At 63.6% G+C, this 23787-nt stretch carries 19 protein-coding genes; 14 read left to right on the forward strand and 5 right to left on the reverse strand.

Going from position 1 to position 23787, the window contains the following annotated elements:
* Positions 1-27 precede the first annotated feature (27 nt).
* Positions 28-3459, forward strand: a complete 3432-nt coding sequence (locus tag JNE37_RS18300) for a YhdP family protein (protein ID WP_203064173.1) — start codon at positions 28-30, stop codon at positions 3457-3459.
* A 53-nt stretch (positions 3460-3512) separates the two neighbouring features.
* On the opposite strand, the gene tyrS is transcribed toward JNE37_RS18300, so the two are convergent.
* Both tyrS and JNE37_RS18310 read right to left on the reverse strand, forming a co-directional pair.
* Complete coding sequence (gene tyrS, locus JNE37_RS18305) at positions 3513-4763, reverse strand: tyrosine--tRNA ligase (protein WP_203064174.1); 1251 nt, start codon at positions 4761-4763, stop codon at positions 3513-3515.
* A 44-nt stretch (positions 4764-4807) separates the two neighbouring features.
* Complete coding sequence (locus JNE37_RS18310; protein ID WP_035031063.1) at positions 4808-5470, reverse strand: alpha/beta hydrolase; 663 nt, start codon at positions 5468-5470, stop codon at positions 4808-4810.
* Between the two features lie 250 nt (positions 5471-5720).
* On the opposite strand from JNE37_RS18310, the gene JNE37_RS18315 reads away from it, so the two are divergent.
* The 8 genes from JNE37_RS18315 to JNE37_RS18350 all read left to right on the forward strand — a co-directional run bounded on the left by JNE37_RS18315 (position 5721) and on the right by JNE37_RS18350 (position 13971).
* Entirely contained in the window at positions 5721-6863 is a 1143-nt protein-coding gene (locus JNE37_RS18315; protein ID WP_203064175.1) for a cysteine desulfurase family protein, read from the forward strand.
* A gap of 24 nt (positions 6864-6887) precedes the next feature.
* A complete protein-coding gene (gene sufB, locus JNE37_RS18320; RefSeq protein ID WP_182400208.1) occupies positions 6888-8408 on the forward strand; it encodes a Fe-S cluster assembly protein SufB in 1521 nt (506 codons plus the stop codon).
* Positions 8409-8445: 37 nt separating this feature from the next.
* Positions 8446-9198, forward strand: coding sequence for a Fe-S cluster assembly ATPase SufC (sufC, locus tag JNE37_RS18325; RefSeq protein WP_035031155.1), 753 nt, complete (start codon positions 8446-8448; stop codon positions 9196-9198).
* Positions 9199-9203: 5 nt separating this feature from the next.
* Positions 9204-10412, forward strand: coding sequence for a Fe-S cluster assembly protein SufD (sufD, locus tag JNE37_RS18330; RefSeq protein ID WP_203064176.1), 1209 nt, complete (start codon positions 9204-9206; stop codon positions 10410-10412).
* The gene (locus tag JNE37_RS18335; protein WP_203064177.1) at positions 10409-11629 is read left to right on the forward strand and encodes a cysteine desulfurase; all 1221 of its coding nucleotides are present in this window, start codon (positions 10409-10411) and stop codon (positions 11627-11629) included. Before sufD ends, JNE37_RS18335 begins: the two co-directional genes overlap by 4 nt.
* Before the next feature lie 12 nt (positions 11630-11641).
* Entirely contained in the window at positions 11642-12046 is a 405-nt protein-coding gene (locus JNE37_RS18340; protein ID WP_035031074.1) for an SUF system Fe-S cluster assembly protein, read from the forward strand.
* A 51-nt stretch (positions 12047-12097) separates the two neighbouring features.
* Positions 12098-12478, forward strand: a complete 381-nt coding sequence (locus tag JNE37_RS18345) for a HesB/IscA family protein (protein WP_035031077.1) — start codon at positions 12098-12100, stop codon at positions 12476-12478.
* Positions 12479-12699: 221 nt separating this feature from the next.
* On the forward strand, positions 12700-13971 hold the full coding sequence (locus JNE37_RS18350; RefSeq protein ID WP_203064178.1) for a 3-phosphoshikimate 1-carboxyvinyltransferase: 1272 nt from the start codon (positions 12700-12702) through the stop codon (positions 13969-13971).
* A 388-nt stretch (positions 13972-14359) separates the two neighbouring features.
* On the opposite strand, the gene JNE37_RS18355 is transcribed toward JNE37_RS18350, so the two are convergent.
* From JNE37_RS18355 to parE, 3 genes are all read right to left on the reverse strand, one after another.
* Entirely contained in the window at positions 14360-15433 is a 1074-nt protein-coding gene (locus JNE37_RS18355; protein ID WP_035031080.1) for a GGDEF domain-containing protein, read from the reverse strand.
* A 154-nt stretch (positions 15434-15587) separates the two neighbouring features.
* Positions 15588-16973, reverse strand: a complete 1386-nt coding sequence (locus tag JNE37_RS18360) for a DEAD/DEAH box helicase (RefSeq protein ID WP_035031083.1) — start codon at positions 16971-16973, stop codon at positions 15588-15590.
* Between the two features lie 152 nt (positions 16974-17125).
* Positions 17126-19147, reverse strand: a complete 2022-nt coding sequence (gene parE, locus JNE37_RS18365) for a DNA topoisomerase IV subunit B (RefSeq protein ID WP_203064179.1) — start codon at positions 19145-19147, stop codon at positions 17126-17128.
* 217 nt (positions 19148-19364) lie between these two features.
* Between parE and JNE37_RS18370 the strand changes: the two genes are divergently transcribed.
* From JNE37_RS18370 to JNE37_RS18390, 5 genes are all read left to right on the forward strand, one after another.
* Complete coding sequence (locus JNE37_RS18370; protein WP_035093504.1) at positions 19365-19835, forward strand: hypothetical protein; 471 nt, start codon at positions 19365-19367, stop codon at positions 19833-19835.
* 517 nt (positions 19836-20352) lie between these two features.
* Positions 20353-20871 carry a PepSY domain-containing protein gene (locus tag JNE37_RS18375; protein ID WP_203064180.1) on the forward strand — a complete coding sequence of 173 codons (519 nt, stop codon included), beginning with the start codon at positions 20353-20355 and terminating at the stop codon, positions 20869-20871.
* The gene (locus JNE37_RS18380) at positions 20868-21530 is read left to right on the forward strand and encodes a response regulator transcription factor (protein ID WP_203064182.1); all 663 of its coding nucleotides are present in this window, start codon (positions 20868-20870) and stop codon (positions 21528-21530) included. Before JNE37_RS18375 ends, JNE37_RS18380 begins: the two co-directional genes overlap by 4 nt.
* A complete protein-coding gene (locus JNE37_RS18385) occupies positions 21527-22864 on the forward strand; it encodes an ATP-binding protein (RefSeq protein ID WP_203064183.1) in 1338 nt (445 codons plus the stop codon). The genes JNE37_RS18380 and JNE37_RS18385 overlap by 4 nt, the downstream gene beginning before the upstream one ends.
* 232 nt (positions 22865-23096) lie before the next feature.
* Positions 23097-23777: a DUF1236 domain-containing protein gene (locus tag JNE37_RS18390; RefSeq protein ID WP_203064185.1), complete on the forward strand. Its 681-nt coding sequence runs from the start codon at positions 23097-23099 to the stop codon at positions 23775-23777.
* Positions 23778-23787 lie beyond the last annotated feature (10 nt).

A 23787-nucleotide genomic window follows, 5' to 3' on the forward strand; every position in this document is an offset into this window, starting at 1 on the left:
CAGGCAAGCCCCCCGCGCACGCGGTCTATGCCGCGTTCGGCGGCGAAAGCCTGTGTCTGGATTTTCGGCATTCCCGCTGCGCTGTTCATCCTGCTCTATCTGGTTCTGCTGGTCACCCCCATTCCGCTGCCTTTTGCCCGCGAGCCGGTCAGGGCCGCGCTCATGGCCGCGTTGCCGGAGGGCGCCGAGCTTGAACTCGGCGATATGGGCCTCGCGCTCGAAAACGCAGTCGTACCCGTGCTCAAGTTCTCGCCGGTCACCTATCGTGACACCAAGTCCGGCGGCAAGGTGAGCATGGAAGCGCTCGATGTCGGCTTCTCGCCGTTCCGCGCGCTCCTCGGCCAGCCCGGCGCCAGCATCACCATCGTGCGCCCGCATATCCAGATGGTGCAGGACCTGCTCGGTCCGCGCCTGAGCACGTTCGAATTCGTGGATGATGCCAAGGGTGGCCCCACCACCGTGCGCGTCCTCGAAGGCACCGATGCCTTTCCCAAGGTCGGCATTTCGGCCGATGGCGTGGGCGTCCATGGCGACATTCCGGCCTCAGCTTCCGGCGGCATCCGCTCGGACAACGACTGGCTGATCTACAACCTCGAGGCAGCCGAGGCGAGCCTGGCCGACGTCGTCAAACAGGCGCAGGACGGCGTCTTCTCGCGCCTCGTCGTCAAGGACGGCGTCATGGACATGAACGATTCCGTCTATGGCCTGTTCCGCCAGTTCCAGAACATCAATTTCGACGTCGCCCCGCGCGCCAATGGCCGCGAGACCGTGGGCAACTTCTCCGCCTCGCTCGGCGGCCGCAAGATGGCCGGCAGCATTTCGCGCGTGGTCGACGAGGATGGTCGTGCCCATCTCAATGCCGATGTCGGCAATATCGACTTCGCCTCGATCATGCCCTTCATCGATGACCCTGAGAGCCTCATGGCCATCCGCGGCGCCGGCGCTCTCTCCGTCGATGTCGATTTCGACGCCGCGTCCGGCAAGGTCACCGGCGGCAAGTTCCATATCGACATGACCGGCACGGATCTGCGCGTCGACAAGGACTATTTCCCCGTCGCCAGCTCCATCATGGAGGTCACCTGGACGCCGGAGACCGGCCAGTTCCAGCTCGCCGATTCGGAGCTGCGCATCGGCCAGAGCTCGACCAAGCTCTCTGGCGTCTTCGTGCTGGGCATGGACAAAACCTATGGCCCGACCGTCGGCATTTCTCTCACCGCCAAGGATGTGAGCCTGCGCCCCGACGACATGGAGGCCGCGCCGGCGCCGTTCGAGGAAATGTCCTTCACCGGCTGGTCCGCGCCGCTCTATGGCGCGCTGGGTATCGACCAGTTGGCGGCCAAGAAGGGCGATGGCCGCGTCGCCGTCACCGGGCGCCTCGACATGTTGCGCGCCGGCATCGGCATCGACCTGACGGTTGCCGGCGAAAAGGTCGAGGCCGACGACGTCAAGCGCCTCTGGCCCTATTTCCTCGCCGAGGATTCGCGCAACTGGTTCGTCAAGAACGTCTCCGAGGGCAGGGTGGCCAATTCCACCATGCACTTCGATTTCCCCGTCGGAACGCTCGCCACGGGCGATGAGGAAAAGCCGATCCCGCATGGCGCCATGGCCATCGACATGGTGGGCGAGGGGGTCGTGATCCGCGCGACCGACACGATGCAGCCCATCGCCATCGACGGAAACACCCGCCTCGCCGTGCGCGACAACGACGTGACCATCTCCGCCGATGGCGGCAAGGTGCCTACGGCCGGCGGCGACATCGCCGTGGCCAATGCGGCGCTGGTCATCGACAGCAGCGTGCCCAAGACCAAGACGCTCGAGATTTCGGGCGAGGTGAAGGGCGGCATCAAGGCCCTGCTGGCCCTGGCCAAGGACCAGCAGCCCGATGCCATCGCCAGCGCCAAGCTGCCGGTCAAGCTCGACGCCCTGGGTGGCGACGTGGCCATCGATGTCGTGGCGACCGTGCAATTGGGCGAAACCAACGGCATCAATCAGATCGACTACGTGCTCAACGGGTCGGTCAACGACTTCGCCAGCGACGAGCCGATCCAGGATCGCACGATCAAGAACGGCCAGCTCGCCTTCAGCGCCACCCAGGCCGGCTACCACGTCACCGGCTCTGCCCAGATCGACGGCATGACTGCCGATCTCTCGGTCAACGGCACGCCGACCGGCGATCCCGTCTTCCAGCTCGGCTCGACCCTCGACGTCAAGGAACTGACGGCGATGGGCTTTGATGCGTCCCAGTTCCTCTCCGGCCGTGTCCGCTTCATCGCCTCGCCGCAGGCGGATGGCTCGATTTCGATGGGCGTCGACCTCGAAAACGCCACGCTCAACATCGCCGATCTCGGCATCCGCAAGGCGCAGGGCGTCAAGGGCCTGCTGCAGGCGCGGGTAAAGCAGGATGGCAAGCTCACCGAACTCGACGACATCGCCCTCGCCTTTGGCGACGTGGACCTGCGCGGCCAACTGGTCTTCGACGGCGAGAAGAAGCAGCTCGCGTCCGCTCAGTTCGATACCTTCGCCCTCAGTCCGGGCGACCAGGCGCAGGTGTCGCTCTCTCCGATCGATGGCGGCGGCTATTCGGTCGCCATCCGCGGCAACCAGCTCGATCTCAAGCCGATGCTCCAGCGGTTCTTCGGGCTGGGCGAGGGCTCGCTCGGCAGCGTCGCCACCACCAGCATCGACCAGCGCATAGCGCTCGACGTCAAGCTCAAGCGGGCCATCGGCTTCTACATGACGACGGCCTACAACCTCGACCTCGACCTCATGTTGCGCGGCAGTGATCTGCAGCGCGTGACGATGCAGGCCCAGCTCGGCGAGACCAGCGCCATCTCCGTGGCCACCAATCCCACGCCCGAGGGCAATTCCATCTCCGTGGCCTTCAACGATTTCGGCTCGCTCCTGCGGCTCATCGGCGTCTATCCGCGCGTTGAAGGCGGCGAGGGCAGCCTGGTGTTGGCGACCAATAGCAAGGCCAAGGTCGGTAACGGCCATGCCCGCATCCGCAACTTCGCGCTCATCGACGAGAACAAGGTGGCCGATATCCTGGGCAACCACCAGGGTTCGCGCCAGCTCATCGCCAAGCAGAACAAGCTGTCGTTCCGCAGCGCCGAGCTCGATTTCATCCGCCGCTCCGACCGTATCGAGCTGACCGACGCGATGCTGGCCGGCGACACCGTGGGCGGCACGCTCAAGGGCTTCATCTACACCGACAAGCGCCAGTACGACCTCGCCGGCACCTATGTGCCGCTCTTCGGCCTCAACAGCGCCTTCGCCAAGGTGCCGCTCTTTGGCCCGCTGCTTGCGGGCCCCGATGGCGCCGGCATGTTCGGCGTCACCTTCGCCATTCGCGGCGCGCTCGAAAATCCGGATTTCAAGGTCAACCCGGCCTCGCTTCTCGCCGTCGGCGCCTTCCGCTCGCTCTTCGAATTCCGCGCCAAGGAATTGCCGCGTGAGTAAAAGAAAAGGCCCGGTCGAGCGACCGGGCCTTCTTCAATTCATGTCGGTCGCGATCAGGCCGGCTTGATCAGCGCATGGCGCTTCTTGCCGACGGAAAGCTTGATGACGCCTTCGGGGAGAACCTTGTTTTCGCCCAGCGTCGCCCGCTCGTCCTCGACCAGCTCGTCATTGACGCGCACGGCGCCCGACGTGATGTGGCGACGCGCTTCGCCGTTCGAGGCAGCGAGCCCGGCCAGCACGAGAGCCGCCTGGATACCCAGCCCGGCATTGAGTTCACCACGCGCAATCTCGGCCGTCGGCAGCGACAGGTCGATGGCGCCGGCCTCGAAGGTCGCACGCGCCGTCTCGGCGGCCTCGTCGGCCGCCTCGCGACCGTGGACGATGGCCGTGGTTTCCGTCGCCAGCACCTTCTTGGCCTCGTTGATCTCGTTGCCGCCCAGGGCAGCCAACCTGGCGATCTCGCTCAGGGGCAGGCGGGTGAAGATCTTGAGGAAGCGGCCGACATCGGCGTCTTCAGTGTTCCGGAAGTACTGCCAGAAGTCGTAGGGCGAGAAGTTCTCGGGGTTGAGCCAGACGGCGCCCGAGGCGGACTTGCCCATCTTTTCGCCCGAGGCCTTGGTCAGCAGCGGGGTGGTCAGCGCGTAGAGCTGCGGGCCGCCCATGCGGTGGCTGAGGTCAACGCCGTTGATGATGTTGCCCCACTGGTCCGAGCCGCCCATCTGCAGCACCGTGCCATAGCGCCGGTTGAGCTCGGTGAAGTCGTAGCCCTGCATGATCATGTAGTTGAACTCGAGGAAGCTCAACGACTGCTCGCGGTCGAGGCGCAGCTTGACGCTGTCGAAGCTGAGCATGCGGTTGACCGAGAAGTGCCGGCCGACATCGCGCAGGAACTCGACATAGTTGAGCTTCAGCAGCCAATCGGCGTTGTTGACCATGATGGCGTCGTTGGGCCCGTCGCCGAACGTCATGATTTTGGCGAAGATCTTCTTGATGCCGGCGATGTTCTCTTCGATCTGCTCGATGGTCAGCAGCTTGCGCTGGTCGTCGCGGAAGGACGGATCGCCTACCATCGAGGTGCCGCCGCCCATCAGGGCGATGGGGCGGTGGCCGGTGGCCTGCATCCAGTAGAGCATGGTGGCGGTGATGAGATTGCCGATGTGCAAGCTCGTCGCCGTCGCGTCATAGCCCACATAGCCCGTGATCGGCCCCTTGACGGCGAGCGCATCCAGACCTTCCGGATCGGAAATCTGGTGGATGAATCCGCGCTCATCGAGGACGTTCAGGAAATCGGACTTGAAGGCCATGGTTCGGGCTCTGGTGGTTCAGGTGTGTAGAGAGAGGAAGGGTCTTAGCGACCCTTGCCTGCGGCGATTTCGGCGCGACGGCGGTCGAGATACTCGGCCGAGCGCTCGGTGAGCTCATCGATCTTGCCTTCGAAGAAGTGGTTGGCGCCTTCCACGACCTGCTGCTCGATGGTGATGCCCTTCTGCGTCTTGAGCTTGTCCACCAGCTTCTGCACCGATTGCGGCGGAGCCACGCGGTCCTTGTCGCCATGGATGATGAGGCCCGAGGACGGGCAGGGGGCGAGGAACGAGAAGTCGTAGAGATTTTCCGGCGGGGCCACGGAAATGAAGCCTTCCACTTCCGGGCGGCGCATCAGCAGCTGCATGCCGATCCAGGCGCCGAACGAGAAGCCGGCGATCCAGCAGCCGCGGCTTTCGCGGTTGAGGCTCTGCAGCCAGTCGAGCGCCGCTGCGGCGTCCGACAGTTCGCCGATGCCGTGATCGAATACGCCCTGCGAGCGGCCGACGCCGCGCGAGTTGAAGCGCAGCACGGAAAAACCGCGCTGGGCGAACATGTAGAAGAGGTTGTAGACGATCTGGTTGTTCATCGTGCCCCCGAATTCGGGGTGCGGATGCAGCACGATGGCGACAGGCGCATTGGGCTCCTTGCCCGGCTGGTAACGGCCTTCGATGCGCCCTTCCGGACCGTTGAAAATCACTTCTGGCATGTGGTTCGTTTCCCGTGAGCTTTGGCGCTCATGTTAGTGCGGACTTCTCCACGCTCAGTCCGGCTGCGCGCTTGACGAATGGCATGGCGCTGCCTAAAACATGCGTGAAAAAACCAGTTTAGAATTGTTCGAAACTCGGTTTCGCCCTTTCATATAGGGCATGCGAGCGCTCCTTGTAGTGAAAGTGAGCGTCCGATTTCAAGTTTTGTTTCGGACTGGAGCGGGCGCCAAGGCGCCATATGTGGCTTTGATGACGCGATCGGCGATCTACCTCGACCACAATGCCTCCGCTCCGCTTCTCCCGGAAGCGAGGGCGGCGATGCTTGCTGCGCTCGATCTGGTGGGCAATCCGTCCTCCGTCCACGGCCATGGCCGTGCCCTGCGCGAGGTGATCGAAACCGGCCGCGGGCAGGTAGCCAAACTCGCCGGCGCCGAGCGCAAGCAGGTGGTTTTCACTGGTTCGGCGACTGAGGCCATCACCCAGGCCATCGTCGGCGGCGCCAGGGCGCTCAAGGTCGACCGCATCGTGATCAGCGCGGGCGAGCACGCTGCCGTCACCAAGGCTGCCGAAGCGGCAGGACTCCCGGTCACAATAGTGGGCCTCGACGCCGATGGTGTGATCCGCACCGATGAGATCGCCGCAGCCCTGCAGCAGGATGGCACCGCATTGGTCGCCGTCCATGCCGTCAACAACGAGACTGGAATCATCCAGCCACTCGCCAGAATCGAGGCTCTTGTCGGGCCGACGCCGCATTATCTCTTCATTGATGCGGTACAGGCGCTCGGAAAGCTCGATCTCGATTTCGCCTCGCGCCCGGCCGACATGATGGCGCTGAGCGCCCACAAGATTGGCGGGCCGGTCGGCATCGGTGCACTGCTGGTCAAGAGCCATGCCGACACCGTTCGGCTCATTCCCGGCGGCGGGCAGGAGCAGGGGCGGCGTGGCGGCACGGAATCGGCGAGCCTGGTTGCCGGGTTCGGCGCGGCCGCCGAGGCGTTCCCGCAGCATTACGATGCTGCGCGGGTTGCAAAGCTGACATTCCAACTCATGTATAGACTGCGTGAGCTGGAAGGTGCTGTGGTGGTATTCGGCGAAAAAGCTCAGCGAGTGGGTAACGTCGTCGATTTCGCAGCGCCGGGCCTCAAGAATGCCGTGGCGATGATGGGCCTCGATCTCATGGGAATTTCGGTTTCCTCCGGGTCGGCCTGTTCGTCGGGCAAGGTAGGGCCCAGTCATGTCCTGGCCGCGATGGGTGTAGCGCCTGAACTGGCAGACTGCGCCCTGCGCGTGAGCCTGGGCTGGAATTCGACTGAAGAGGATGTCTCGGCGTTCCTTCAGGGGTTTGAACAGGTCCTCGACCGGCACCGGCGCCGGCATGGACAGGCGGCCTGACGGCCGTCGAGTAGGAGAAGAACAATGGCTGCGTTCGATATTCCGACGCTCAAGGAGAACATCGACCACGACACCGTGGAGAAGGTGCTCGCCCTGGACGTGGACAAGTACAAGTACGGCTTCGAGACCGATATCGAATCCGACCTGGCGCCGAAGGGGCTGAATGAGGAAATCGTTCGTCTCATCTCGGCCAAGAAGAACGAGCCGGAATGGATGCTGGAATGGCGCCTCGACGCCTATCGTCGCTGGCTGACCATGACCGAGCCCAACTGGGCCAAGGTCCACTATCCCAAGATCGACTTCCAGGAGATCCACTACTACGCTGCTCCCAAGGGCACGAAGGGCCCCAAGAGCTTGGACGAGGTGGACCCGGAACTCCTCCGCACCTACGAAAAGCTCGGCATCCCGCTCAAGGAGCAGGCGATCCTGGCCGGCGTCGAGGGCGCGGGCCAGACCCCGTTCGGCTCGAACGTGGCCGTGGACGCGGTGTTCGATTCCGTGTCCGTCGTCACCACGTTCCGCGAGGAACTGGCCAAGCACGGCATCATCTTCTGCTCGATCTCGGAAGCCATCCGCGAATATCCCGAGCTCGTGAAGCAATATCTGGGTTCGGTCGTGCCGGTGACCGACAACTACTATGCCACGCTCAATTCGGCGGTCTTCACCGACGGTTCGTTCGTCTACATCCCCAAGGGCGTTCGCTGCCCGATGGAGCTGTCGACCTATTTCCGCATCAACGAGAAGAATACCGGCCAGTTCGAGCGCACGCTCATCATTGCCGATGAAGGTTCCTATGTGAGCTATCTCGAGGGCTGCACGGCTCCGTCGCGAGACGAGAACCAGCTGCACGCCGCCGTGGTCGAACTCGTGGCTCAGGCCGACGCCGAGATCAAGTATTCGACGGTCCAGAACTGGTATCCTGGCGACAAGGACGGCAAGGGCGGCATCTACAACTTCGTCACCAAGCGCGGCGATTGCCGTGGCGACCGCTCCAAGATTTCCTGGACGCAGGTGGAGACCGGCTCGGCCATCACCTGGAAGTACCCGAGCTGCATCCTGCGCGGCGACGGTTCGAGCGGCGAGTTCTACTCGATCGCCATCTCGAACGGCTACCAGCAGGTCGACAGCGGCACCAAGATGCTGCACCTGGGCAAGAACACCACGAGCCGGATCATTTCCAAGGGCATCGCGGCGGGCTTCTCGGACAACACCTATCGTGGCCAGGTCTCGGCGCATGCCAAGGCCAAGAACGCCCGCAACTTCACGCAGTGCGACAGCCTGCTGATCGGTGACCGGTGCGGCGCGCATACCGTGCCCTATATCGAGAGCAAGAACGCTTCCACGGTCTTCGAGCACGAGGCAACCACCTCGAAAATCTCGGACGACCAGATGTTCTACTGCCTGCAGCGCGGGCTTTCGGAAGAGGAAGCGGTGGCGCTGATCGTCAACGGCTTCGTGCGCGACGTGCTTCAGCACCTGCCGATGGAATTCATGGTCGAGACGCAAAAGCTCATCTCGATCAGCCTCGAAGGCAGCGTGGGCTAACAGACAGATTTCGGAGAATAGACAGATGACCACCCCGATGCTTGAAATCCGCGATCTGCATGTTCGCATCGAAGAGCGCGAAATCCTCAAGGGCGTGAACCTGGTGCTGCCCAAGGGCGAAGTGCATGCCATCATGGGCCGTAACGGCTCGGGCAAGTCCACGCTTTCCTACGTGCTGGCCGGCAAGGAAGACTACGAAGTCACGAGCGGCGAAATCCTGCTCGATGGCGAGAACATCCTCGAGATGGAACCCGACGAGCGTGCCGCCGCCGGTATTTTCCTCGCCTTCCAGTACCCGATCGAAATCCCCGGCGTCGCCACCATGACTTTCCTCAAGGCCGCCATGAACGCCCAGCGCAAGGCGCGCGGCGAGGGCGAGCTTACGACGCCCGAATTCATGAAGGCCGTCAAGGAAGCCGGCAGCCGCCTCCATATCGACAGCGACATGCTCAAGCGTGCGCTCAATGTCGGTTTCTCGGGGGGCGAGAAGAAGCGCGCCGAAATCCTGCAGATGGCGCTGCTCCAGCCCAAGATGTGCATCCTCGACGAGACCGATTCCGGCCTCGATATCGATGCGCTCAAGGTGGTGTCGGAAGGCGTCAACGCGCTGCGTTCGCCCGAGCGTTCCATGCTCGTCATCACGCACTACCAGCGCCTGCTCAACCACATCGTTCCCGATGTCGTGCACGTCTTCTCGGACGGCAGGATCGTCGAGAGCGGCGGCAAGGAACTGGCGCTTGAGCTCGAAGCCAAGGGCTATGCCGATTTCGACGAAAACGCGGCGGCTTGAACCAGATGGCAATAGCTTTCCCCGTCCGGCTCGGGCCGGCTGAAAACACGCTGATCGAGCAGCTCAACGCTGCCGGTGCCGCTGACCAGGCCGAGCGCCTAGCCGGTGCGGGCCTGCCGACGCGCCGCGTCGAGACCTATCACTATACCGACCTCAAGACCCTGCTGCGCAGCGTTCCGCCGCTGGCCGGGGCCGCGACTTCCGCCAGCGCTCCGGCGCTCGAAGTTCCCGGCGCCTTCCAGCTCATGATCGCCAACGGCGCTGTCCAGGCGCATGGCACGGCTCCGGCCGGCGTCATCGTCGGCAAGGCCGAGGGCTCGGTGCTCACTACCCGCGACGACGTGATCGTGCGGTTCAACACCGCCTTCGCCAAGGAGAGCCTGGTGCTCAACCTCGAAGGCTCGGTCGATCCGGTCATCCAGATCGACCGCCGTACCGAGGGACCCGCCGCGCATGCGTCGAGTTCGGCTCGCATCTTCGTGGCCGACAACGGCTCGGCGACGATCATCGAGACCTATTCGGGCAGCCAGGAAGCGCACCTCGCCAACCACGCGACCTATGTCGATGTCGGCGCGAACGCCAACGTGACCCACATCACTGTGGACCTCTCCGCCAAGGCCTCGACCCACTTCGCCACGGTCGAATATCAGATCGGCGAGAACGCCAAGCTGCGTTCGCTCGTGATCCATGCCGGCGCCGCGCTCGAGCGCACGCAGATCTTCTCGCGCTTTGCGGGCGAGGGGGCTTATGCCGATTTCACCGGGCTCAACCTCGTCAAGGACGGGCAGCACGGCGACATCACGCTCAACGTCAACCACGAAGTGCCCAATACGGGCAGCAAGGAACTCTACAAGCAGATCGCCCGCGGGCGTTCGCGTGCGGTGTTCCAGGGCAAGATCGTGGTGGAGCGGGATTCCCAGAAGACCGATTCCAAGATGATGATGCAGGGCCTGATGCTCTCGGACGAAGCCGAGATCCTCTCCAAGCCCGAGCTCGAAATCTATGCCGACGACGTGGTCTGCGGCCATGGTTCGACCTGCGGGAAGCTCGATGAGGACTGGCTGTTCTATCTCGTCAGCCGCGGCATTCCCAAGGAAGAGGCCGAGACCATGCTGGTCCGTGGCTTCCTCGAGGAACTGCTCGACCCGATCGAGGACGAGGCCCTCAACGAGTCGCTCAAGGCGATCGTGGATAGCTGGCTGCTGGGCAAATGACCTTCGACCTCGCAAAGGTCCGGGCGGATTTTCCGATCCTTTCGGAGAAGATCCACGGGCAAAGGCTGGTTTATCTGGACAGCGGTGCATCGGCGCAGAAGCCGGCGCAGGTGCTGGACCGGATGGACTATGCCCATCGGCACGAATACGCCAACGTCCATCGCGGGCTGCACACGCTCGCGAACCGGGCCACCGAGGCCTATGAGGGCGGCCGCGAGGCTGCCCGGCGCCTGCTGAACGCCAAAAGGATCGAAGAGATCATCTTCACCAAGTCGGCGACCGAGGCGATCAACCTCGTTGCGTCCTCCTTCGCCGGCCCGCGTATTTCCGAAGGTGACGAGATCGTCGTCACCATCATGGAGCACCATTCCAACATCGTGCCCTGGCATTTCCACCGGGAGCGCAAGGGCGCGGTGCTCAAGTTCGTCGACGTTCGCGACGACGGCAGCTTCGATATCGATGCCTTTGAGAAGGCGCTGACGCCCAAGACCAGGATGGTCGCGGTGACGCATATGTCGAACGTCTTGGGCACGGTGACGCCGATCAAGGAAGTCATCGAGATCGCCCATGCACGCGGCATTCCGGTGCTCGTCGACGGCAGCCAGGGCGCCGTTCACCTCAAGGTGGACGTGCAGGACCTCGATGTCGATTTCTACGTCGCCACCGGCCACAAGCTCTACGGCCCCACCGGCATCGGCATCCTTTACGGCAAGTTCGACCTGCTCAAGAACATGCAGCCCTATCAGGGCGGCGGCGAGATGATCGACATCGTGACCGTGGACGGCATCACCTATAACGAGCCGCCGCATCGTTTCGAGGCCGGCACCCCGCCCATCGTCCAGGCCATCGGCCTTGGTGCAGCCATCGATTATGTCGATGCGCTCGGCCGTGACGCCATCGCGGAACATGAAGCAGAACTAACGGCTTACGCGCAGGGGCGTTTGCAGAGAATCAACTCGCTGCGCCTCATCGGCACGGCGCCGGGCAAGGGCGGCATCTTCTCGTTCGCCATCGACGGAGCCCACGCCCATGACGTGGCGACGATCCTCGACCGCTACGGCATTGCCGTGCGGGCCGGCACCCATTGCGCCATGCCCTTGCTCAATCGCTTCGGCGTCACCTCTACATGCCGGGCCTCCTTCGGCCTATATAACGGCAAGGATGATGTTGATGCGCTTGTCGAGGGTATCGAGAAGGCGCGGACTTTCTTCGCTTGAGGCGATCTGGATATGACCGAAGAAGCAGAAACCAAGGTTGAGGCCGCTACCCCCGATGCGCCGGTGCGCATCGAGACGGTGCACACGAGCAATTCGCTGCCCGAAGACGAAGTCGCCCGCATCACGGCCGACCTCATCGGCGCGCTCAAGACGGTCTACGATCCGGAAATCCCAGTCGACATCTACGAGCTCGGCCTCGTCTACAAGGTCGATCTCGACGACAACCGGAACCTCACCATCGACATGACGTTGACCGCTCCGGGCTGCCCCGTCGCTGGCGAGATGCCCGGCTGGGTGCAGAACGCCGCCAGCGCCGTCGAGGGCATCCAGGACGTGACCGTCAACATGGTCTTCGATCCGCCGTGGACGCCCGACCGCATGAGCGAGGAAGCCCAGGTCGCGCTCAACTGGTGGTAGGCAAACCGGGCGCGACATGCTATATCGTCATCTAACGATGGATGGTGAGATATGCCCTTCAAGATCATGAGCCTGAGCGATGCCGCCGCTGAGCGCATCCGCGAAATCATGGAAGACAGCGATGAGCCGGTCATCGGCGTGCGCGTCGGCGTCAAGAACGCCGGCTGCGCGGGCATGGCCTATACGCTGAATTACCTCAAGGAACCCGTGCCCGGCGACGACCACGTCGCCGAAAAGGGCGTGGATGTGTATGTGGAGCCCAAGGCCACCCTGTTCCTCCTCGGAACGGTGATGGACTACAAGGAGAGCAAGATGAGCTCCGGCTTCACGTTCGACAATCCCAACAAGACTGGCGAATGCGGCTGCGGCGAAAGCGTCCAGCTCAAGCCCGCCGACCTCAAGGCGTTGGCCGAAGCCCGCGCTCAGGTCTGATTTGGTCTGAAGTTGCCTGCTTTGGGTACATTCGTGCCCATTCCCCCCAACTTCCCCGGCGAAAGCCGGGGCCCATGGATTTCTCAACTGGCTTCGGGTTCGTTGCTGGGCCCCGGCCTTTCGCCGGGAAGTCCATAGAGTTGAGCCCCCCTCAGCCCTTTCTGCCCTGCGCGAAATATGCCAATAGTCCGGCGCGCTCTTCAAAACGGAAATCGGGAGAAATGACGTTGACGACGAACAGCTTGCGAGCGGTGACCATTGTTCCGCCGCAGGGCCCGCTCTACGGGCGCGTCACCCCGCCGGGCTCCAAGTCCATCACCAATCGTGCTCTGCTGCTGGCGGCGCTCGCCAAGGGCCGCAGTGTCCTCACCGGCGCGCTCAAGAGCAAGGACACGATTCTGATGTCCGCCGCGCTCCGGCAGATGGGCGTCGAAGTCAACGAGCCCAACGAAACCACGTTCGAGGTCATCAGCTCCGGCCGCCTCAAGGCGCCGGGCAAGCCGCTCTTCCTCGGCAATGCCGGCACCGCCGTGCGTTTCCTCACCGCCGCAGCCGCTACCGTGGATGGCGCCGTGATCGTCGATGGCGACGAGCACATGCGCAAGCGTCCCATCGCGCCGCTGGTCGCGGCTCTGCGCTCGCTCGGTATCGTCGCCAATGCTCCCACCGATTGTCCGCCCGTCACCATCCAGGGCCGCGGCTCGTTCGGGTCGGGCAGGGTGGAGATCGATGCCGGCCTTTCCAGCCAGTACGTGTCCGCGCTCCTGATGGCCGCGCCGCTCGGCGATGGCCCCATCGAGATCGCGCTCACCGGCCCCGATATCGGTGCCCGCGGCTATGTGAACCTCACGGTCGCCGCCATGAAGGCTTTTGGTGCCGAAGTCGACCAGAAGGATGAGGCCACCTGGTTCGTCCTGCCGACCGGCTATCACGCCACGGACTTCGCCATCGAGCCCGATGCCTCTGCCGCCACCTATCTCTGGGCGGCCAGCGCGCTCACCGGCGGCGATATCGATCTGGGCGTGCCCATGGAGGCCTTCACCCAGCCCGATGCCGAGGCTGCCCGCTACATCTCGATGTTCCCGAACCTGCCGCCTGTCATCGACGGCTCGCAGATGCAGGACGCCGTGCCGACGCTCGCCGTGCTCGCGGCCTTCAACAAGACACCCGTCCGCTTCGTCGGCATCTCGAACCTGCGCGTCAAGGAATGCGACCGCATCTCCGCCGTCGCCACCGAACTCTCGCGCATCCGCCCGGGCCTGGGCACGGAAGAGGGAGACGACCTCATCGTCGCCTCCGATCCGTCACTCGCCGGCCAGACGCTGCCCGCCGACATCGAAACCTATGCCGACCACCGCATCGCCATGAGCTTCGCCCTGGCCGGCCTCAAGATCAACGGCATCACGATCCTGGACCCGGATTGCGTCGGCAAGACCTATCCCGGCTATTGGGACGCCCTGCGGTCGCTGAAGGTCGACGTGAAGCCCGCCTGAGGTCGGCTCGAACGCGAAGAGAAATCAGAGGTGCGCCCCGGCGCACCTTTTTGTTTGCGGGTGGGTAGGGAGGCAGCAGGCGCGAGCCCTCGAAACTTATCCCCTCAGTTCCGGCCGGCCCCATACTCCCAGAGCCGCGCTCGCAAAGCGCATCACTTCAGCCGTAGGAGGCCACCCGAAAACAATCGCTCAAATCACCGCAAATCGTCGCAAAACCCGCGAAAGATCGCAAAAGATGACCCGAAATTGAGTCAAAATTTAACGATTTGACGGCGACCAGAGTAGATGATGATCTGTAATATCAATGTGTTAGCGGGGCATCTTCCCACAAAACAACCGAAAAAACGCTGCTAAATCTGCGTGAAACAAAAATGTTTCACGACGCCGGTCAGGCGGCTTCCTGGGGATCGCGCTTTTCGGCGTGCTCAGGCGCGGCGAGGCCGATCTCGCCCACCACGCAATTGCGGCCCGAATGCTTGGCCGCATAGAGGCAGCGGTCGGCGCGTTCGAGCAGCGAGGAGGGTGTGTCGCCCGGGCGGTAGCTGGCGACGCCGAACGAGGCGGTGATCCGTCCCAGCTTCTCGTTGGTGGAGCGTTTGAGCAGCTCCTTGGCCTGCAGCGCCTTGCGGACGTTCTCGGCTACGTGCAGCGCCGCCGCATAGTCGGTCGAGGGCAGGATGGCCGCAAACTCTTCGCCGCCGTAGCGGGCCGCCAGGTCTTTGCCCTTGATGTTGGATTTCAAGGTCATGGCAACCAGCCGCAATACCTGGTCGCCGGTCTGGTGGCCGTAGGTGTCGTTGAACTGCTTGAACTGGTCGATATCGATCATCACCAGCGAGAGCGGCTCGCCATAGGTCGCCGCTTCCGCCATGGCCTTTGTCAGGCCCTCGTCGAAGCACTTGCGGTTGAAGATCTTGGTGAGGGGATCGAGCATGGACTCCTTGCGCGCCTCATCGAGGTCGCGCTGGAGAGCCGACAGGTCGTCGCGGGCCGCTTCGAGCTTCTGCTCGAGCTTGTGGTTGGTGTCCTGCATCCGCTGCGTCTCGGCCAGCAGCTGCCGCGCCATCTCGCGCAGCGCCTCCGGCGAGATGGCATCGCTGATGCCATCGGTCACCGATTGCAGGGTCGCCGAGAAGGAATTGGCATTGCCCAGTGCCGCGTCGATCGCGTCGTGCACGGCCTCGATGCGGTGCGACATGCGCTCGGAGACGCTGTTGAGCCGCTCATGCGCGTCATGCGCCTTGAGGAACTCGTCGTAGAGCTTGGTGGCCAGGTCGTGATCGGGCGTGGCGCCGGACTGGAAGATGGCGTTGATCCGCGCGTTCAGCTGCGGGTTGGCGCCGGTCGCATAGGTATAGAGGAGTTCATAGAATTGAGGGTAGGGCGGAATGCGCCCGCGGTGGAGCAGGTCGAGTGCAGTGTTGGCGTAGCCAAACGCGCGCTTGAATTCCTGTTCAGACACGGCCCCTCGCCCTTCTGGACGCTTCCCCATAGCACGTCCATTGTCCAACCCATTCGTTTAAGGGGGCGTAAAAGCGCCCCCCAAACTACATAGAATAAATAGTTCTCTTTTGCGCTTAAGAAGAGCGCCACAGAAATATGCGGTGTAGTACTGATCAGCGGCCCGTAGAGCGCAGAAGGAATGCCGGTACCGGCCCCTCTGTCCCGAACGGAGAATTCGCGTCGACGCCCGTAACTTTGTCGGGGCGTGGTGCCTTCGACTTGCGCGGGCTGCTTGGCGCAGCTTCTTCTTTTTCGGGCTTGCTGATCTTGACGTCTTCCGCCGGTGCGCTGCCCCTGCGGGAACGCGAGCGGCTCGGCCTTGCAGGCTTGGCCTCGTCCTGGGCGGAGTTATCCCGTGCGGCGGCGGCAGGCTTGCCGTCGACGTAGGGGATCTCGCGCTGGATGAGCTTGGTGATCGCGTCGATATGCTTGGCGTCCGAAGGCGCCACCAGCGTCACGGCCACACCCGAGCGGCCGGCACGGCCGGTACGGCCGATGCGGTGCACATAGTCTTCGGCGTGGGTCGGTGCGTCGAAGTTGAAGACGTGGCTCACCGCCGGAATATCGAGGCCGCGCGCGGCGACATCCGAAGCCACCAGCAGGGTGAGCTTGTTGTTCTTGAACTGCTCGAGCGTTTCCATGCGGCTCTTCTGGTCCATGTCCCCATGCAGGGCGCCGACCGAGAAGCCGTGGCGTTGCAGCGAGCGGGCGAGGGTCGCCACGTCGCGCTTGCGGTTCGAAAAGATGATGGCGTTGGTGAGGTTCTCGGCGGCGCGCAGCTGCTGGCGCAGCGTCTCGCGCTTGTCCTCCGGCTTGTTGCCGGTCTTCACCAGTCGCTGGTCGATAGTCTCGGCCGTCGAATTCTGGCGGGCCACTTCAACCTTCACCGGGTCGCGCAGGAAGCGCGCAGTCAGCTTCTGGATTTCCGGCGGCATGGTCGCCGAGAAGAACAGGGTCTGGCGGCGCGGCGGCAGCAGCGAGATGATGCGCTCGATATCGGGGATGAAGCCCATATCGAGCATGCGGTCGGCCTCGTCGATGACGAGGATGTCCACGCCCGTCAGCAGCACGCGGCCGCGATCGAACTGGTCGAGCAGGCGGCCGGGCGTGGCGATGAGTACATCGGCGCCGCGGTCGAGCTTCTTGTTCTGTTCTTCGAACGACACGCCGCCGATAAGCAGCGCTACGGAGAGCCGATGGTTCTTGCCGTACTTCTCGAAGTTCTCATGCACCTGGGCCGCCAGTTCGCGCGTGGGCTCAAGGATGAGGGTACGCGGCATGCGCGCACGGGCGCGGCCGCTTTCGAGCAGCGTGAGCATAGGCAGCACAAAGGAAGCGGTCTTGCCGGTTCCTGTCTGCGCAATACCGATCAGGTCCTTCTTTTGAAGAACGTGGGGTATGGCCTGGGCCTGAATGTCGGTGGGCTTAGTGTACCCCGCGGCGGCAACGGCATCCGTCACCTTGCTACTGAGGCCAAGCCCAGAAAAGTCTTGGGTCAAATCTTATAGTCCACTCAATAGTTGGTAGGATGTCGGCGGGGAGCAGAACCGCAGGCCGACGGAGTGGTCCTCGACGGCGGGGACCATAACGCAAAGACCTTGCGAGTCAACGGGTTTCCGAGCCTAAAGATTAATGGTTCCGTTCGTCCGCTCTAGACATCGAGATCAGTAACGAACTCGGCATTCGCCTGGATGAAATCGAACCTGCTCTCCGGCTTGTTGCCCATGAGGCGGTCAACCGAAGAACGCGTATCGAGTCGATCCTGCAAGACCTTGACCTGCAACAGTGTTCGCGTCTTGGGGTTCATGGTCGTCTCGCGCAGGTGCGCGAACGGCATTTCGCCTAAGCCCTTGAAGCGGGTGATCTCGATCTTGCCGCGACCGGTGAACTCACTTCCGATCAATTCTTCCTTGTGCAGGTCGTCTTTGGCGTAGAGCGTCTTGGCGCCCTGCGTGATGCGGTAGAGCGGCGGCACGGCAAGGTAGAGATGGCCATGGTCGATGAGCTGCGGCATCTCCTGGAAGAAGAACGTGATCAGCAGCGAAGCGATGTGGGCGCCGTCGACGTCAGCATCGGTCATGATGATGATCTTGTCGTAGCGCAGGTCGTCCTCGCGATAGCGATCGCGCGTGCCGCAGCCGAGCGCCTGGATCATGTCCGCGATCAGCTGGTTGGCCGCGAGCTTGTCGCGGCTGGCGCCGGCGACGTTGAGGATCTTGCCGCGCAGCGGCAGCACTGCCTGGCTGGCGCGGCTGCGCGCCTGCTTGGCCGAGCCACCGGCGCTGTCGCCTTCGACGATGAAGAGTTCGGCGCCCTGGGCCGCCGTCTGCGTGCAGTCGGCCAGCTTGCCGGGCAGGCGCAGCTTGCGCGTGGCGCTCGCGCGGTCGATTTCCTTTTCCTTGCGGCGACGCAGGCGCTCTTCGGCGCGGTCGACCGCCCAGTCGAGCAGCTTGCTCGCCTGGTTGGGAGAGGCGGCCAGCCAATGGTCGAAGGCGTCGCGCAGGGCAGTGTCGACGATGCGGGTGGCTTCGGCCGAGGCCAGCTTGTCCTTGGTCTGGCCGACGAATTCCGGCTCGCGCACGAAGACCGAGAGCATGGCGCTGCAATGGGCCAGCACGTCTTCGGAGGTCAGGATCGCGGCGCGCTTGTTGTTGGTCAGCTCCGCATAGTTCTTGAGACCGCGCAGCAGCGCGGTCCGCAGGCCCGTCTCGTGCGTGCCGCCATCGGGGGTGGGCACGGTGTTGCAGTAGGACGAGACGAAGCCGTCGCCAAGCGACCACGCGATTGCCCATTCGCAGGCGCCATGGCTGCCCGGCTTGCCGGCCTGGCCAGAGAAGATGTCATCGACGATGCGGGTCTCGCCTTCGATGCGCGAGGCCATGAAGTCGCGCAGGCCGCCGGGATAATGGAACGTGGCCTTGGCGGGCACGTCCTCGACGGCATGGGATTCGTCGCACGACCAGCGCAGCTCGACGCCGCCGAAGAGGTAGGCCTTGGCGCGGGTCATCTTGAAAAGGCGTTGCGCCGAGAGCTGCGCGCGACCGCCGAAGATTTCCGGGTCCGGGTGGAAACGCACCGAGGTGCCGCGGCGATTGTTTATGCGGCCGACATTCTCGACGCCGCTGGTCGGTTTCCCACGAGAGAAGGACTGGCGGTAAAGCTGCTGGTCGCGGACGGTTTCGATGATGAGCACGTCCGAGAGCGCGTTGACCACCGAGACGCCGACGCCGTGGAGGCCGCCCGAGGTCTCGTAGGCCTTGGAGTCGAATTTGCCGCCCGCATGGAGGGTGGTCATGATGATTTCGAGCGTGGAGCGGTTCGGGAACTTCGGATGAGCTTCCACGGGAATGCCGCGGCCGTTGTCGATGACGGTCACGTAGCCTTCAGCGTCGAACTCCACTTCGATGCGGCTGGCATGGCCGGCAATGGCCTCGTCCATGCAGTTGTCGATCACTTCGGCAAAGAGGTGGTGCAGGGCGTTGGCGTCGGTGCCGCCGATATACATGCCGGGACGGCGGCGCACAGGCTCCAGGCCTTCCAGCACCTCGATGTCGGCAGCCGAATAGCTGCCCGCCGCCGCAGGAGGCTGCGGACGGGCAGGCTGGGGCGCCGGAGTCGGGGTAACGGGAGCAGGCGCGGGAGCGTCGCCAAAAAGATCGTCGGTCTGCGGCATATGTACCTTTCGAGATGCGGGCGCGGGTCGCGTAGTCGGGCGAATCAGCGTGCCGTCTAGCTCTAGCATAATGCAGGCGAGCCGGGGCTTGAGACCACACTTTTGCCCTGCGGATGAACCTCGGATGAACGGCCGGTTCCGGTTCCGTTCAAGGCAGTTCGATCATGGTAGCGACAACGCCCTAAAGGCGAATGAATTCCTGTGATGGAGACTGCAAATGGCCCCGATCCTCAACATAGTCAAGAACACGAGCCGCGCCGCCGTCATCGCGCTGGCGCTTGGGGCGTCCGTCGTGACCGCTGCGCCGGCCATGGCGCAGGGACAGCCCAGTGGAGGGCCTGCCACCACCTTCCAGCTCGACCTGGGTAATGGCGGCGGCGGTGGCGAGCGCGGCGATGGTCCGATGTTCTCGCCCCGCGGGCAGGGCCGGGTAGTCGTCCCCGACGACCGGTTCGGCCGCTGGTGCCTCAACGATCGCCAGATCCGCCGCGGAATTTCCCAGTACGGGTTCAACGATGTGCGCGTGCGCCGCGATATCGGCCGCAACCGGGTGGAAGTGACCGGCACCTATGGCCGCTGGCTCTATTCCATGCGCGTTGACCGCTGCACCGGCTATGTCGACCGCGTCCGGGCGCTGCGCCCGGCATTCGGCGGCGGCTTCGGCTTCCAGTTCGATTTCAGCAACTGAGCGGAGCCGCAACCCCGGTTGCTGATGGCCGGTCCGGAGCAATCCGGGCCGGTTCCTTTTTGCCGTTCGCGATCACGCGGGCTTCAAATATCCGCCAGCAGCCCCGGCCACCCCGAAGCGGCCGCATTTACCTTCTGTTTGCTTCTCGGCAGCACTTTCTTAAGCCTACTTAGGTAGAAAACGACACATACGGTTTGTGTCTGGAGTTGCCGTATGTCGATCGCGGCGGGCGAGAGTTCTGCGTACCTAAAAGCCTATGCTGCGCGAAATAGCCAATGGTGGTTGCAGGCCGGATTGTTCAGTCTCGCGTACCGGCTTGCCCACCTTTGCGCTCCTCGCCACCTGCTTACACTGGCCGTGGCGACGTTGTTCTTCTTCGCATAGCCCTCGGAAATACTATCGAGCGGAGGCATCGGGGATCGTTGCTTGGGGCGCGGCGTGCGCCATGCCCGGTGCGCCAGCCGTAAGACCCCGGCCCGTCAGCGTTTTGTCAGCTTCGGGCCTATAGTCTCGCTCCATGCGCTTTACCGGACTGGCCTTCATCCTGATCGCGGCGATCGCCAACCCGGCCTATGCCCAGAACAACGGCAACGGGCAAGGCAACGGCGGCAATGCGCAGGACAATCAGGGTCAGGACAACGGAAACTCTGGCCAAGGGAACAATGGCCAGGGACCGGACAGCAATAACGGCAACACAGGAAACGGCCAGGCCAACGGAAACGGGCAGGGGCACGGCAATGGGCAGGGCAATGCCCACGGCAATTCGGGCAAGGCCGATACTGCCGCGCCATCCCCAGAAACGCCGCTTTCCGAGGATGAAGTCCTCGATGCCGTCAAGGCCGGTCGGGTGGTCAGCCTGAGCAGCCTGGTGCCCGATCTCGAGCAGCGCTCGGGAGGAGGCGAACTCATCGATGCGGAACTTCGCAAGGTCGACGGCTTTCTTGTCTATGCAGTGAAGGTGTTGGCAGCGGATGGACGCGTGACCACGGATTACTATTACGCACAATCGGGCCGCTTCATCGGGAGCGAGCCATGAAGATACTGGTAGGGGAGGACGACGCCCGCATCGCAGAGGTGCTGGCGTCGTCGTTGGGTCGCTCGGGATTCGAGGTTCACCGCGAGAGCGATGGCGAGACCATCTGGTTCCGCGCCGATAGCGAGGATTTCGACGCCATCATCCTCGACCTGGGCCTGCCGCAGATGGATGGGCTGACCGTCCTCAAGCGGTGGCGGCAGGCCGGCGTACTGACGCCGGTGCTGATCCTGACGGCGCGGGGCCAATGGGAGGAGCGCGTCGAGGGGATCGAGGCAGGGGCCGACGACTATGTCGTCAAGCCGTTCCATGCCCTCGAAATCGTGGCGCGCATGCGAGCGTTGATCCGGCGCTCCAAAGGCATGGCATCGTCCCGCATTCCGTTCGGCAAGTACGAGATGGATATGCGCACCATGCAGGTGACCGAGGACGGCAATCCGATCGATCTCACGCCACAGGAATTCCGGCTGATGGCCTATCTGCTGCACAATCGTGGACGCGTGGTGTCGCAGCTCGAAATCACCGAGCACATCTACAGGCAGGATTTCGAGCGGGAATCCAATGCGGTCGAGGTGCTGGTCGCGCGGCTTCGCAAGCGGCTCGGGCGGGATGTGGTCAAGACCCGGCGCGGCTTCGGCTATATGCTGGGTGCCGACTATTGAGACGCGGCTCCCTCGGGCTTCGGCTGATGGGGTTCGCCATATTGCTGGTGGTCGGAGCGCTGGTGCTCTCCGGCTTTGCGCTGCACGGGCTTTTCGTCTCCAACCTCGAAACCAATGCCCGGGCCGACCTCGACGCTGCGCTTTCGCGCCTGGTGGCGCTGATCGATCCGGAGCAGGCCGAGCCGCGAGTGACCGGACCTCTGCCCGATCCGCGCTACGAAACACCACTCGGCGGGCGCTACTGGCAGATCGAAGCGGTGGACGGCAGTGGGGTGGCCCGCTCGCGCTCGCTGTGGGACCAACAATTCCACACAACGGACGGTGCCGATGGCCAGAGTTTTCAGCCGCTGAGTGATGGCCATGAGGCAATCGTCTTCACGCGCACCGTCGAGATCGGCGCTCACCGTTTTCGCGTGACGGTGGGAGAGGACTACGAGGACATCCGGCTCGCCGGGGTGCGCTACGGGTGGGACATTGCCAAGCTCTTCGCCTTGCTGGCGATGGTCATCATCGGCGCCGCCTGGGGGCAGCTGCGGCTCGGGTTGATGCCGCTCGATCGGCTTCGGCGCTCGGTCGACGAGGTGCGTAAGGGCAAGATCACGCGGCTGACCGGCAACTTCCCGAGCGAAGTTCAACCGCTGGTCGATCAGGTCAATGGTCTCCTGTCGGAACGCGAGGCATTGGTGGATCGGGGCAGGCAGCGGGCATCCGACCTGGCGCATGGGCTCAAGACGCCGCTCGCGGCGCTGCACGGCATTGCCATGCGCCTGCGGGACAAGGGCGACGAACAGCAGGCCGAGGCGATCGAGGAACTGGCGGACGAAATGTCCGCACGCGTGGACTACCAGATGCGGCTGGCCTCCTTGCGAACGCGGTCGGGCGATCGCAGGGAAAGCACCTCGCTCAACAGCGCGGTCATTCGCACGGTGACGGTGCTGCGCAAGACATACCAGGGCGAGTTCCTGCACTGGATGGCGGAACTGGGCGATGACCTGCAGGTCGACATCCACCGGCAGGACCTGATGGAGCTGGTCGGCATCACGCTCGAGAACGCATCGAAATGGGCGCACAGCAAGGTAATCGTGCGCAGCCGCCAGAACGGCGAGATGGCTGTATTCGAGATCAGCGATGACGGGCCGGGCATTCCGCCAAAACTGCTTGGGGAATTGGGAAGCCGGGGCGCGCGGCTGGACGAGAGCCTGCCGGGCACCGGCCTCGGATTGGCGATCGCGACGGAAATCCTCGTGCTGAACGGCGGGAGTATTGCCTACAACGTCGCAGAGGCCGGCGGGCTGGCCGTGGAGATCAGGCTGCCCCTGGCCGAGCGCGGATGAGGTGGCTTCCTGACAGGAAGCTTATGGCGCCGGACAGGAACAAATAATAATAAAATCAATAGGCTGCGTGCAACTTGGGGCTGGAAGCCACGTTTCCCTCCCAACAACAGAAGGCATGAATGCCCATCCCCACGAACCTTCCAGGGAACCGTCCAGCGCGATCGAAGCAATCGCGCGGCCAATGAACTCGTTCCGTCCACGATCTCTCGTGGCGCGAAGAAGGAGATAATCCATGAAGAAGCTTCTTGCTCTGGCTGCCATTGCAGCCATGACGTCTACTGGTTTTGTCGGCGTTGCCCTTGCCCAGACGGGATCGGCAACCGCCACGGCAGATCTCAACATCCGCTCCGGCCCCGGGCCGCAATATGCGTCGGTCGGCTTCATTGCTTCGGGCCAGTCGGCCACGATCGATGGCTGCCTGCAGGGCAGCAAGTGGTGCCAGGTGACTCATAATGGCATCACGGGCTGGTCCTATTCCGACTACCTTACGGCCGAGCTTTCCGGCCAGGCCATCGTGCTGACGGATCGCTATCCCGATGTCGGCGTTGCCACTGTCATCTATGAAGACAAGGGCGCAGCCGCGGGCGGCGCGGTGGCGGGCGCCACGGGTGGGGCGATTGCCGGCGCGTTGATCGGCGGGCCGATAGGCGCGGCTGTCGGTGGTGCCGTCGGCGCCGCAGGCGGTGCTACGGTCGGCGCGGTCGCCGAGCCGCCCAAAACGGCGGTGACCTATGTGCAGACCAACCCGATCGACCCGGTCTATCTCGAGGGTGAGGTCGTGGTGGGTGCTGGCGTCCCCGATACGGTCGCCCTGCACACCATCCCGGACTACAACTACGAATACGTCTACATCAACGGCCAGCCGGTATTCGTCGATCCGGGTTCGCGCAGGATCGTCTACGTCGTGCGCTAAGCTGGCCCTT

This window comes from Paradevosia shaoguanensis, from assembly GCF_016801025.1.
GTDB classification, from domain to species: domain Bacteria; phylum Pseudomonadota; class Alphaproteobacteria; order Rhizobiales; family Devosiaceae; genus Paradevosia; species Paradevosia shaoguanensis.